This window comes from Curtobacterium flaccumfaciens (assembly GCF_051548005.1).
Classification (GTDB): domain Bacteria; phylum Actinomycetota; class Actinomycetes; order Actinomycetales; family Microbacteriaceae; genus Curtobacterium.
This window is the reverse complement of record NZ_JBPUGH010000108.1, coordinates 1-11,746: the sequence shown is the minus strand read 5'-3', so window position 1 is coordinate 11,746 and position 11,746 is coordinate 1. Positions and strand designations below refer to the sequence as shown.

The 11,746-nt window shown below is 73.2% G+C and carries 13 protein-coding genes; 9 read left to right on the top strand and 4 right to left on the bottom strand.

What is annotated here, in order from left to right:
- From ACSW7Y_RS12505 to ACSW7Y_RS12495, 3 genes are all read left to right on the top strand, one after another.
- Positions 1-410, top strand: a 410-nt coding sequence (locus ACSW7Y_RS12505) for a glycosyltransferase family 9 protein (protein ID WP_438126600.1), incomplete at its 5' end; no start/stop codon positions are given.
- 48 nt (positions 411-458) lie between these two features.
- Positions 459-815: a PRC-barrel domain-containing protein gene (locus ACSW7Y_RS12500; RefSeq protein WP_438126599.1), complete on the top strand. Its 357-nt coding sequence runs from the start codon at positions 459-461 to the stop codon at positions 813-815.
- A 78-nt stretch (positions 816-893) separates the two neighbouring features.
- Positions 894-1,949, top strand: a complete 1,056-nt coding sequence (locus ACSW7Y_RS12495; RefSeq protein ID WP_438126598.1) for an SGNH/GDSL hydrolase family protein — start codon at positions 894-896, stop codon at positions 1,947-1,949.
- 18 nt (positions 1,950-1,967) lie between these two features.
- Here the strand turns inward: ACSW7Y_RS12495 and ACSW7Y_RS12490 are convergent, their stop codons facing one another.
- On the bottom strand, positions 1,968-2,789 hold the full coding sequence (locus ACSW7Y_RS12490; RefSeq protein WP_438126597.1) for a universal stress protein: 822 nt from the start codon (positions 2,787-2,789) through the stop codon (positions 1,968-1,970).
- Between the two features lie 311 nt (positions 2,790-3,100).
- Between ACSW7Y_RS12490 and ACSW7Y_RS12485 the strand changes: the two genes are divergently transcribed.
- The 3 genes from ACSW7Y_RS12485 to ACSW7Y_RS12475 all read left to right on the top strand — a co-directional run bounded on the left by ACSW7Y_RS12485 (position 3,101) and on the right by ACSW7Y_RS12475 (position 7,365).
- Complete coding sequence (locus ACSW7Y_RS12485; RefSeq protein WP_438126596.1) at positions 3,101-3,568, top strand: NUDIX domain-containing protein; 468 nt, start codon at positions 3,101-3,103, stop codon at positions 3,566-3,568.
- A gap of 109 nt (positions 3,569-3,677) precedes the next feature.
- The gene (locus ACSW7Y_RS12480) at positions 3,678-5,711 is read left to right on the top strand and encodes a carboxypeptidase regulatory-like domain-containing protein (RefSeq protein WP_438126595.1); all 2,034 of its coding nucleotides are present in this window, start codon (positions 3,678-3,680) and stop codon (positions 5,709-5,711) included.
- 265 nt (positions 5,712-5,976) lie between these two features.
- Entirely contained in the window at positions 5,977-7,365 is a 1,389-nt protein-coding gene (locus ACSW7Y_RS12475) for an MFS transporter (RefSeq protein ID WP_438126594.1), read from the top strand.
- A 41-nt stretch (positions 7,366-7,406) separates the two neighbouring features.
- On the opposite strand, the gene ACSW7Y_RS12470 is transcribed toward ACSW7Y_RS12475, so the two are convergent.
- Entirely contained in the window at positions 7,407-8,456 is a 1,050-nt protein-coding gene (locus ACSW7Y_RS12470; RefSeq protein WP_438126593.1) for a hypothetical protein, read from the bottom strand.
- Between the two features lie 94 nt (positions 8,457-8,550).
- On the opposite strand from ACSW7Y_RS12470, the gene ACSW7Y_RS12465 reads away from it, so the two are divergent.
- Complete coding sequence (locus ACSW7Y_RS12465; protein ID WP_438126592.1) at positions 8,551-8,769, top strand: hypothetical protein; 219 nt, start codon at positions 8,551-8,553, stop codon at positions 8,767-8,769.
- On the opposite strand, the gene ACSW7Y_RS12460 is transcribed toward ACSW7Y_RS12465, so the two are convergent.
- On the bottom strand, positions 8,766-9,515 hold the full coding sequence (locus tag ACSW7Y_RS12460; protein WP_438126591.1) for a YidC/Oxa1 family membrane protein insertase: 750 nt from the start codon (positions 9,513-9,515) through the stop codon (positions 8,766-8,768). The two genes, ACSW7Y_RS12465 and ACSW7Y_RS12460, sit on opposite strands and share 4 nt — an antisense overlap.
- Positions 9,516-9,571: 56 nt before the next feature.
- Positions 9,572-9,868 carry a DUF6412 domain-containing protein gene (locus ACSW7Y_RS12455; protein WP_438126590.1) on the bottom strand — a complete coding sequence of 99 codons (297 nt, stop codon included), beginning with the start codon at positions 9,866-9,868 and terminating at the stop codon, positions 9,572-9,574.
- 66 nt (positions 9,869-9,934) lie between these two features.
- Here ACSW7Y_RS12455 and ybaK point away from each other — a divergent pair, with 66 nt between their 5' ends.
- Positions 9,935-10,420 (top strand): Cys-tRNA(Pro) deacylase, encoded by a 486-nt coding sequence (ybaK, locus tag ACSW7Y_RS12450; protein WP_438126589.1) that lies wholly within the window; start codon positions 9,935-9,937, stop codon positions 10,418-10,420.
- A 95-nt stretch (positions 10,421-10,515) separates the two neighbouring features.
- Positions 10,516-11,746 (top strand): Clp protease N-terminal domain-containing protein (locus tag ACSW7Y_RS12445; protein ID WP_438126588.1); only part of this gene is annotated, 1,231 nt, incomplete at its 3' end.

Below are 11,746 nucleotides of genomic sequence, written 5' to 3'. Positions count from 1 at the left end.
ACGTGGTGCTGACGGGAGGCGCGGACGACGTCGTCCGCGCGCGTGCGGTCGCGCACGCGGCCGGGCTGGCGCCGGAGGCGGTCCTCGCGGGCGTCCTCGACCTGCAGCCGTTCGCGGCCGTCGTCGCGGACGCCGCGGTCGTCGTCACCGTCGACACCGGTGCGGCGCACCTCGCGTCCGCGTACGGGGTGCCGTCCGTCGTCCTGTTCGGACCGGCCCCGCCCGAGGCGTGGGGGCCGCCGGCGTCAGGGCCGCACGTCGTGCTCACCGACGCCGCGAAGCGCCGCGGCGACGTGTTCTCGGACGAGCCCGACCCCGCGTTGCTGGCCGTGGGTCCGGACGACGTGCTCGCGGCGGTGGACGGACTCGGGGTCGTGCCGGGGCGGTCGGGTTCAGCCGTCCGTCAGTAGGTTCGGGAGCGGGCAGTCGGAAGGTCCGGCCGCCGGGAGGGAACGACCGTGTTCGAAGCCGGGAACATCCGGGACTGGATCGGCCTGCCGGTCGTGGACCAGTCCGAGGAGAAGATCGGGACGCTCGAGAGCATCTACTACGACACCGCGACCTCCGATCCGGCCTTCGGTGCCGTGACGACGGGACTCGTCGGGTTCCAGAAGCTCGTCTTCGTGCCGCTCACCGGTGCGCTCGTCGCCCCGAAGCACCTGGTCGTCGCGTTCCCGAAGAAGCTCGTCAAGGACGCGCCGTCCATCGCCACCGACGGTGAGCTCGACGCCGCGATCGAGCCGGGCCTGTACGAGCACTTCGGGTTGACGTACCAGACCGGCAGCAACGGCGAGCGACGACTCGGGCGGCGCTGAGCCCGAGCGGCTAGCCTGGCTCCTCCGTCCGTCCGTCCCCGCCCGCCGGAGGTCCCCCTGTCCCGTTCGGTCCGTCCGGTGTCCGTCGCCGCCCTGGCCCTGGTGGCTGCGATCTCCGTCCTCGTGACCGCCGGAGTGATCCCGGGAGCGCCGCACCGGTCGGACGCGGTGGCCGCACCGTCCTGGCCGCAGCCGCAGCCGTTCCCGGTGTCGTCCGACCCGCCCGAGCGGCTCGCCGACGTCCCACCGGGCAGCGAGTACGTGGCGCTGGGGGACTCCTACTCGGCCGGGTACGGGCTCGACGACCCGAGCCACCTGCCGACGAACGCGTGCGGGCAGTCCGCCCGCGACTACCCGCACCGGATCGCGCAGCGCTTCGGCCTGCAGCTGACCGACGTCACCTGCGGTGGCGCCACGAGCGACGACGTGACCTCGGGCTTCCAGTTCAAAGGGGTCCCGCCGCAGATCCGCTCGCTGTCGGACTCGACGCGGCTCGTGACGCTGACGATCGGCGGCAACGACGCGGACCTCTTCGGCACGGCCGCGTCGTGCCTGGCGCTCAGCGCGAAGGGGCCGGTGTTCTCCGGACGCGACGCCCCGTCGTGCGAGAGCACCCTCGTCCGCGACGGGGAGGACCAGCTCGGCACGAAGATCGCTTCCCGGGTCGCGCTCGGCATCGCCGACACGCTCGCCCGGGTCCAGGAGGCAGCACCGAACGCCGTCGTCGTGTTCCTGGGGTACCCGGCGATCTTCCCCGACGCCGAGCACACCCCGGCGAAGGGCTGCTTCCGCGCCGCGGTCGACCTCGGGACGCTCGCGGGGTCCTTCCCGACCGACACGTACCCGTTCACGGACACCGACGTCGTGTACCTGCACGGCGTCCAGGAGCAGCTCGACGACGTCTCGGCCGAGGCCGCGCGTGCCGCCGGGGTCCGCTTCGTCGACGTGTTCTCGAGCACGCAGGCACGTTCGGCGTGCGCGACGAAGCGGCCGTACGTGGCGGGGGTCTCGCTCGACGGAGCGAGCAACCTGCAGCGCATCGACCTCGAGCCCGGAGCGCTGCACCCGAACGAGCGGGGTGTGGCCTACCTGACGGATCGGGTGGCCTCGGCCGTGCGGGACCTCGCGGGCTGAGTGCGCAGCGCGGCCTCGTCAGGCGGTCGCTTCGCGTTCCTCGACGTCGGTGTGCGCGGTCGGGGGCACGACGCACACCGGGGAGACCGCCTCCCGCAGGACGTCGTGCAGCACCGACCCGGACAGCACGTGCACGTGTCCCTGGCCGAGCACCACGAGCGACGCCGTCCGCGTGTGCACCGCGATCGCGTGCCCCGGGTGTCCCTCGACCAGCAGCGGGTGGATGCGGAGTGACGGGTACCGTCGCCGCAGTTCGGCCGTCACCCGTCCCAGGAGTTCGGCGTTCCGTCCCCGCCAGCGCATCGGGTCCTCCGCGAAGTCCGTCAGACCGGTCCGGGTGAGCACCGGCATCTCCCACGCGCGGAGCACGGTCAGCCGCCGGTGCCGACGCTCCGCCTCCCGCACGGCGATGGCGACCGCCCGCTCGTCGAGGGGTTCGTCGACCGCGAGGACCACGTCGCCGTCGATCGGGTGCGGCACGTCCGGGACCACCACGGTGGGGACGGGCGCGCGCTCGGCGATCCGCGCGGGTCCGGACCCGACCGTCGTCCCGCGCCGACTCCGCCACGAGCCGACGACCAGGAGATCGCAGTCGTCCGACGCCGCGGCGACGGCGTTCGCGGACGAGCCGGGACCGTGCTCCACCACCTCGACGTGCACGCCGGGCACCGTCCCGCGCGCGGAGCCTGCGAGGGCCTCGGCCGCAGCCGACCCCGCGGGCCCGACCACCCGGATGCGTTCCATGCCGGTCCCACCGTGGTCGGCGACCCAGCGGAGCGCCTGCTCGTGGGGCTTCGTCGCGTCCGCCGCCAACGTCACCGTCGTCCACCGTTCGTCCATCCCGATCGACCTCCTCGTGCTGGTCTCGGGGGCGTCTGTCGGCGCTCCTCGCGGCGGAGCGTACGCCCGCTCCCGATCGGGTGACTGCACGGTCCCTGCGGTTCCGTGCAGCGATCCGACCGTGGTCTGACAGCGCCCGCACGACCAACGTCACCCCGAACCACGTGTCCGCGTGGTTCGGGGCGATCGTGGTGGTGCAGACGACCTCGTCACCAGGCCGCACCGACGGGGCGGAGCCGCACCGCGCCTCCCGTCCGACCGTCCGCCTGTGTGCTCGCGCGCCGCGCGCGGTGGCTGCGTAGCCTCGGAGCGTGCGCACCAGTTCCGGACTCCTCCTCCACCGCGCCGGATCGACGGGGCCGGAGGTCTTCGTCGCGCACATGGGCGGCCCGTTCTGGCAGCGCCGTCCGCGATCGTGGTCGATCCCGAAGGGCGAGGTCGAACCGGGGGAGGACCCCCTCGCCACCGCCCGGCGGGAGTTCGCCGAGGAGATCGGGACCGCAGCGCCCGACGGCGTCGTGGTCGACCTGGGGGAGCACCGACAGTCCGCGAAGGTCGTGCGGGTGTTCGCCGTGCACGCGCCGCACTTCGACGTCACCGAGGTCGTGAGCAACACCGTGCGACTCGAGCTGCCGCGCGGATCCGGTCGGTTCGTCGAGGTACCGGAGGTCGACGACGCACGGTGGATGGCCGCCGACGAGGCGCGCGCCCTCCTCGTCGCCGGGCAGGTGTCGGCTCTGGACGCCCTGGCCCGAGTCGTGCTCGATCGCCAGGCGTGACGACGACGTCTCGATCCGGACACACCTCGCGCTCCGCAGATAGCCTGAGCGAACGTCGAGAATCCGGCGTCTGGCTCAGGGACCAGGTCAGCACGAGCAGGGGAGCACGATGCGGCTACGCACCGTCACGGCGGCACTGACCGCCCTCGCACTCGGAGGGGGACTCGCGCTCGTCGGCGCGACCTCTGCCTCCGCCACACCGGCCGGACACTGGGGGACCTTCACCCTCGCCGGTCAGAGTAGGGACTACACGGGCACCATGACCTTGCCGGGCTTCCCGGCGACCACGTTCGAGTCGGACTCGCGCCAGTCGACCGTGATCAGCGGGAACTCGACGTGGCAGGGACCGAGCACCGGCCCGGGCGCCGCGTACGGCAGCAGCCGCGGCAACACCTACCTCAACCAGCGACCGCTCGCCGACTCCGTTGGCCAGCCGTCCGTCACGACGTACACCTTCGCGGAGCCGACGCCCGGCGCGAGCAGCTGGTCCTTCGTGCTCGGGGACGTCGACGCCGACCGGGTGACGATCGCGGCGACGACCCAGGGCGGAGCGGCGGCGACCGCAGCCGACCTCGGCTTCCAGAGCGTCTACAACTCGTGTTCGACCGTGTCGCCCGGCGGGTGGTCCTGCCCGGCCGACCCGGACGGCACCACCGGGCGGGACGTCCCGTCGTGGGACGCCGCCTCGCTGACCCTCACCGGCAACGCCGGCTCCGTCGACACCTCGGGCGCGACGGCGTGGTTCTCGCCGACGGTACCGCTCACGAGCCTCACGCTCACGTTCGAGCGTCGGAGCGGCTTCCCCGTCTACCAGACCTGGTTCGCCAACCGCACCGCGGCGATCACCGGCACCGCCACGCTCGACGGCACGCCGATCCCCGGCGCGACCGTCACGGTGACCGCGCCGCGTGGCACGGTGTACACGACGACGACGACCGCGGCGGACGGCACGTACGCGTTCCCGGAGCTGCCGGTCATCAACGACTACGAGGTGTCGATCACGCCGCCGCCCGGAGCCACCGGAACCGCGACGCAGACCGGTGTCTCGCTGAACGGCGTCCCGGGCGGCGAGGACCAGGTCGCCGACTTCGCGTTCACGTCACCGGCGAACACGACCTCGATCATCGGTCAGGTCGTGGACCCGGACGGTGAACCCGCAGCCGACGTCCCCGTGGTCATCACCGACCCGAACGCCGCCACGCCGATCACGACCGTCACGAACGACGAGGGCTACTACAGCGCGTCCGGCCTGACCCCGAACACCGCCGTCACCATCGCGGTCGACGGCGCCGACCCCGTGACGGTCACCACCGGAGCGGCTGCCCCGGGAGCGCCGACGCGGGCGGACCCGATCGAGACCGACGCGGTGAGCACGGTCGGCGGCGTGGTCAGACTCGACGGCACTGCCCGTGCCGGCGTCACCGTCGACCTCCTCGACGGTGCCGGTACGGTCGTCGCCACGACGGTCACCGATGCCGACGGCGGGTACTCGTTCACGACCGTGGACGGCACGTACACGGTGCGCTCGGCGCTGCCGGCCCCGGGAGCGACCGGCACGACGACCAGTACCGCGGTGACGCTGGTGGGCGGTGGTCCGACCCAGACCCGCGACTTCGCGTTCGTCACGCCGCCGGCTCCGCAGGCAGTCGTGACCAGCGCGACCGGCCGGGTGGTCGACACCAACGACGCGCCGGTCAGCGGACGCACCGTGACGGCCACGCCCATCGAGGCCGACTCCGGTGCGCCCGTGAGCACGACCACGGGCACCGATGGCCGGTACACCCTCTCCGGGCTGAACCCCGCGACCGACTACACGGTCACGGTGTCCGGCAGCACCGCGACGGTGGCGTTCACCTCCGGTGCCGACGCAGGGGACGTGGTCACCGTGGATGACCTCGTCGTCGCTGCCGCAGCAGCCCCGAGCTCCACCCCGACGGCGACCCCGACGCCCACCGCGAGCGCCGCACCGACGACCGCCCCGGTCGCCGCGACGGGCTCCGGACCGGCGACGGGCGCGCTCGCCTACACGGGCGCGGACATCGGTCCCGGACTGGTCGCGGCTGGCGTCCTCGTCCTGCTCGGTGCCGGTCTGCTGACGTACCGCTCCGTGCGGCACCGTCGCCGGACGCACCTGCACGACTGACACCTGTTGCACAACGGGGTGGGGCCGATCGGTCCCACCCCGTTCCTCGTTCCGGGAACAAAGCCCGGAACGACGCCGTTGGAGCGGTCCGAGGAACTTCTCAGCGGCACCCCCTCGCGCATGTCGGATCTGCGTGCGACACTGGAGGGGCGCACTCGCCGTGGAGTCGTACCCACAACCCATCCACAGCTCGAGCGCGCTGCTCCTCGTCGTCCCTGACGTCGTCGTCGTGCGCCCGGACGTCCCCAGCGAGGAGGTCAGCCCCGTGACGACCACAACCACCCGAACCTCGGCCGTGCCCGCGCACACGCGGCCGATCACCGTGACGACGGGTTCGATCGTCGGCATCGCCGTGCTCGGGCTCGCGACGTTCTTCGCGATCACGACCGAGCTCATGCCGGTCGGCCTGCTCGGGACCATGAGCCGCGACCTCGGGGTCTCCGAGTCGTCGATGGGCGTCGTCGTCACGGTGTACGCAGCGGCCGTCGCCCTGCTCGCGCTCCCGTTGACGTCCTTCACCGCGCGCCTGCCGCGCAAGACCGTGCTCGTCGCGACCCTGGTCGGGTACGCGGTGTCGAACCTCATGGTGGCGCTCGCGCCGTCGTTCGCCGTGGTGTGCGCCGGCCGGGTCGTCGGCGGCGTCGCCCACGCGCTCTTCTTCTCGGTGGCGTCCGCGTACGCCACGCGCATCGTCCCGCCACGCCTCGCCGGCCGCGCGATCGCGTTCGTCTACTCGGGCAGTTCGCTCGGCTTCGTGCTCGGCGTGCCGATCGCCACGTGGGTCGCGCAGACCATCGGGTGGCGTGCGGCCGTCGGTTCCGTCGCGGTGGCGTCGGCCGTGCTCGCGGGCGTCGCGCTCGCGTTCCTCCCGGCCGTCCGTGGTGCGTCGTCCCCGCACATCGGCTCGCCGCGTGCCTGGGCTCGCACCGGGCTGCTCTCGGTGGTGGTGGCCGACATGCTCCTGTTCGCCGGTCACTACGTCGTCTACACCTACATCGGCCCGTACGCGATCGACGCCGGGCTGGACCCGCACCTCGTCTCCGGGGCCCTGCTCGTCCTCGGAGCCACCGGCGTCGTCGGCCTGTGGCTCGCCGGGCTCTTCGTCGACCGGGCGCCGCGCCAGACCCTCATCGTCGCGGTCGCCGTGATGGCCGCCGCGTTCGCCGTGCTGCCGTTCGTGCACGGTTCGCTCGTCGGCACCATGGCCGTGGCCGGTGTCTGGATGGCCGCGAACGGCACCACCGGCACGCTCTTCATGGCGGCGGCGATCCGCACCGGGGGCGTCTCGCCCGACATCGCCGGGGCGCTCGTCAACGGCGCGTCGAACATCGGCATCGCCGGAGGAGCGGCGCTCGGCGGCCAGGCACTCGGCGTGGTCGGGCTGCAGTGGATGCCGCTCGCGGGCGGTGCGGTCCTGCTCGCCTCGCTGGGCGTCGTCGTCGCGGCGCGGAAGGGCTTCCCGGTGCACTCGCACGTGCAGGAGCACCTGTCGACCTCCTCGATCGAGGCCATCACGTCCTCGCTCGCGGTGGTCACCACGTCGGTCCCGACGATCAGCCGGGCGATCCAAACCCTCACCGGCTCGGTGGCCGTCGTCACCGGGACCGTCCGCACCCACCGTTCCGGCGGACGGACCAGCCCAGACGCGCAGTAGCCGCAGCGCGCCGTGGCCGCAGCACGCAGGAACCGCAGCGCTCAGTAGCCGTCGGTCACGGTGCCCTGCACCCCGCCGCCGCGCAGCCAGAGCGTGAGGGTTCCGCTCGCCGACTGCGCCGACAGGGACACCGAGCCGTGCAGGGCGTCCTCCCGCGGGTAGCACGCCGTGGAGGACTCGATCCGGTCCGCCGTCGCCACCAGGCAGATGGTCGACCGGTCGGTCCCCACGCCGGCCCAGACGTTCCAGGGCGTCTGCAGGTCCCCGCCATCGAGGGCCCGGTTCGTGAAGATCAACCGGGTGCTGTGCAGGCTGACCGGCGCGTCGACGGGCCCGGGCAGCTGGTCCGCGTAGGTCTGCGGGACGTCGAGCAGCTGCTCCAGCGTCACCGTCCCGGCGGTCGGCGTGATGCTCGGGGCGGCGGGTACCGACGGCCGTGCGGTGCCGACGACCGTCCCGGCCGCGAAGGCGACACCGACGGCGGCGGCCGCGCCCAGCGCGATCCAGACGCGTGGTCGTCGGGTCCACAGCAGGGTGCGGACGCGTCGCCGCCACGCAGCCTGGAGGCCCGACCCGCCTCCGTCACCGGTCGTCCCCTCCGACGTGTGGTCGGCCTGGGCCGGGCCGGCCGTCGCGGGGTCCCCGGCCATCCTGGGCGCAGGTCTGTCCGCTCGGTCGGCGAGCGGTGGCGTCCCGGCTCCACCTCGACGGTGCGCGTCGTGACGGTGCTCGTCTCGAGGGCGCTGGTCTCGATGGTGCTCGTCCCGAGCGCGCCTGGCCGACGTGCCGAGCAGCGGCGCGTCGACGAGCGGCCCGTCGGCCACCCGGTCGTCGGTCGCGGGCCGCGCGGCGTCCACGGAGTGCGCGGCCGGCCCGGGCGGGCGATCGCCCTGCCGTTCCGCCTCAGTGACCCGGTCGCGCCCCCGGAGGTCGTCGGTCGTGGCGGACGCGGTGGAGCGCCGCGGACGCCGACCAGCCGCGAGGTCCTCGAGTGCGATCCGTGCCCGCGCTGCCTCGGCGGGTGTCGAATCGGCACCCCACGCCACGGCCTCGAGTCGCGCTCGCTCCGTCGCCAGGTCGTCGTCGGCCATGCCGTGCTCCCGTTCCGGCTCCCTGCTGCCCGCACCATGTTCGCACTCGGACGTCGACCGTGTTCACCCAGTGCGCGAGGAGTACCCAGGAGCGATGAGCACCTCTGCGAACGACCCGGAACGACCGGCCGACGGCGAGACCCTCAAGCCGCTCAGCCACGACACCCAGTCGGGCGAGGCCGACTACGTCGCGACGAGCCCGGGCGGGACCGGCACCGAACGACACGTGCCGACCGCCGACGAGGAACAGGGCCGCGGCACCGAGTACGACCCCGTCGACCAGGGCCCGCAGCAGGAGGGTCAGGGCGGCTAGTCCGCGGCACGCTCCAGTGCACGCCGGAGCACCGCGCGCTCACCGAGGGTCCACACGGCGCTCGTGACGACGTACAGCGCCGCGGCGAGGGGCGCTACGCCAGCGAACACGACCGTGACGAACGGCGCCACACGCCCGAGCGACGCGGCGGTCGAGGCACCGGGGACACCCGGGTCAGTCGGTGCCGCGGGGTTCCACCGGAGGTTCGACCGCCGTGTCGCCTCGATGACCACGGCGAGCACGGCGAGCAGCACCAGCACCACCCAGGCGTGCGCCCAGAGCGGTGACGCGAGCGTGACCACCAGCGAGTGGGCGAGCGGCACGCCGACGAGCGTCGCCTCGAGCAGCGTGTTCGTCACGCCCCCGATCGATGCGTGCGTGAAGAGCGTGTACAGGAGCGACACGACCGGGGCCTGCGCGAGCACCGGGAGACAGCCGGCGAGTGGCGACACCCGTTCCGACGTGTACAGCTCCTGCACGGCGCGCTGCAGTCGCTCGCGATCCTGCCCGTACCGGCGACGGAGTGCGGCGAGCTGCGGCGCGAGTCGCCGTCGATCGCGTTCGGCGCGGACCTGCAGGACGGACAGCGGAACGAGCAGCACCCGGACAGCGAGCGTGAGGGCGATCACCGCCGACGCAGCGGAGAACGGCCCGGCGAACGGTTCGAAGCAGCCGGTGAGGGTGGTGAGGAGGTCGGCTCCGGCGTGCAGCAGCGTGCTGACGACGGGCAGGGTGGTGGGGTCCATGGTGGTCCGATCGGTCGGGGTGGAGGGGTCGCGGAGCGGTCCGACCACCGACGCGGTCAGACCGGGGCGGCGACTCCCGGTGCCCGCGGTCGCGCATGGCCGTCGGCGTCCGGGTGCGAGGACGCGATGTCCGTCCGGAGCACCGCCCAGGCGGTCCCGTCGACCGCCCTGCGGGGCGGGGGCGTACCGAGGACCCCGGTGACGACCGCGGTGAGGACCACGAGCGCGACCACCGCAGCGCTGCCGAGCGCTGTGACGACGACCGCGGGGAGCAGGTCACCGGCGCCGGTGGCCACGGGTGCACCCGCGCCGAGCACCGCGACGATCCGCAGGAGGAACTCGACGACGACCATGGTGCGATCAGCGTAGCGTCCGCGCGCCGTCCCGGCCCGGCGGCTGCGGAACGGCATGATCACCGCATGACCGCTGCATCGCCGAGCACCCCCGCGACGGTCGCCCTCGACCGCGCGGGTGTGCCGTACACGCCCCACGTGTACGAGCACCACGAGACCGCGACGAACTTCGGGGAAGAGGCCGCTTCCGCCCTCGGACTCCGCGAGGAGCAGGTCTTCAAGACCCTCGTGGTCTCGGTGGACGGCGCCCTCGCCGTGGCCATCGTCCCCGTCGCGAACCGGCTCGACCTCAAGGCGATCGCCGCGGCCGTCGGCGGCAAGAAGGCGACCCTCGCCGACCCGGCCCTCGCGGAGAAGCGCACCGGGTACGTCGTCGGCGGCATCAGCCCGGTCGGCCAGAAGACCGCGCTTCGGACGGTGCTCGACGAATCCGCCCTGGCGTACGACAGCATCTTCGTGTCCGGCGGCCGTCGCGGCTTCGACATCGAGCTCACCCCGGCGGACCTCGTGCGGGTCACGGACGCGATCACGGAGCCCATCGCCCGGACCTGAGCCGGTTCGCCGCAACTTTTCTCGCGAAGCGGGAATGACCCGCCTGCCCCTGCGTTGCATTGAGTCGAAGGCACTCAAGTTCCCAGGAGGTCCCGTTGCCAGAGACGTTCGGCCCGACCAACGGCAGTGACTCGTTCGACGAGTTCCTCGCCCGCCTGCTCGCGGCGCAGAACACCGGTGCCCAGCGTTCCGTACCGCTGGGTCGACCGGTGGACATCACGCGACTGCTCAGCCGTCGCACCCACCAGCTGCTCCAGCGGACCGCCGAGTACGCGGCCGAGCAGGGCCAGCACGAGATCGACGCGCTGCACCTGCTGCACGTCCTCGTCCGCACCGACCCGTTCACCGCGGTCGTCCGTCGTGCCGGCGCCGACCCGGAGCGTCTCGCCGACGAGATCGAGCAGCGCCTGCCCGCCCCGTCCGTCGACGGCGTGGAGCGCGAGGGCCGACCGGCCCTGACCGGGACCGCCCAGCGCATCCTGCTCGAGGCGACCCAGGCCGCGAGGGGGTTCGGCAGCACCTACACCGACCCTGAACACGTCTTCTTCGCGCTCGTCACGGCCCAGGACACCGTCACCGGGCAGCTGCTCGCGAGCGCCGGCGTCACCCCGCAGGTGATGCAGGAGTACGCCGCAGAGGCATCTGCCGCGGCACGGGCGGGGCGCCCGATGCCCGGAACGGCTGCCGACACCTCCGAGCAGAGCACCACGCCGACGCTCGACCAGTACGGCACCGACCTCACGGCCCGCGCTCGCGACGGGAAGATCGACCCCGTGATCGGCCGTGCGGACGAGATCGAGCAGACCGTCGAGATCCTGCTCCGCCGCACGAAGAACAACCCGGTCCTGATCGGCGAGCCCGGCGTCGGCAAGACCGCCATCGTCGAGGGACTCGCGCAGCGCATCGTCGACGGCGACGTCCCGGTGCTCCTGCAGGGCAAGCGCGTCGTCGCGATCGACCTGCCCGGCATGCTCGCCGGTGCCCGCTACCGCGGCGACTTCGAGGAACGCCTGACGAAGGCCGTGGACGAGATCGCCGAGCACGCGGACGAGCTCATCGTGTTCGTCGACGAGCTGCACACGCTCGTCGGTGCCGGCGGTGGCGGCGAGGGCGGTTCGATGGACGCCGGCAACATCCTCAAGCCCCGCCTGGCCCGCGGCGACCTGCACATGGTCGGTGCGACGACCCTGAACGAGTACCGCCGCATCGAGAAGGACGCCGCTCTCGAGCGCCGCTTCCAGCCGGTCACGGTGGGGGAGCCCAGCGTCGAGGACGCCGTGGCGATCCTCACGGGGCTCGCGCCCCGGTACGAGGAGCACCACGACG

Excerpts from the sequence above, each read along its gene's own strand:
- ACSW7Y_RS12490 (WP_438126597.1), bottom strand. The coding sequence starts at position 2,789 with ATGGACGAACGGTGGACGACGGTGACGTTGGCGGCGGACGCGACGAAG.
- ACSW7Y_RS12480 (WP_438126595.1), top strand. The coding sequence starts at position 3,678 with ATGCGGCTACGCACCGTCACGGCGGCACTGACCGCCCTCGCACTCGGA.
- ACSW7Y_RS12470 (WP_438126593.1), bottom strand. The coding sequence starts at position 8,456 with ATGGCCGACGACGACCTGGCGACGGAGCGAGCGCGACTCGAGGCCGTG.
- ACSW7Y_RS12465 (WP_438126592.1), top strand. The coding sequence starts at position 8,551 with ATGAGCACCTCTGCGAACGACCCGGAACGACCGGCCGACGGCGAGACC.
- ACSW7Y_RS12460 (WP_438126591.1), bottom strand. The coding sequence starts at position 9,515 with ATGGACCCCACCACCCTGCCCGTCGTCAGCACGCTGCTGCACGCCGGA.
- ACSW7Y_RS12455 (WP_438126590.1), bottom strand. The coding sequence starts at position 9,868 with ATGGTCGTCGTCGAGTTCCTCCTGCGGATCGTCGCGGTGCTCGGCGCG.
- ybaK (WP_438126589.1), top strand. The coding sequence starts at position 9,935 with ATGACCGCTGCATCGCCGAGCACCCCCGCGACGGTCGCCCTCGACCGC.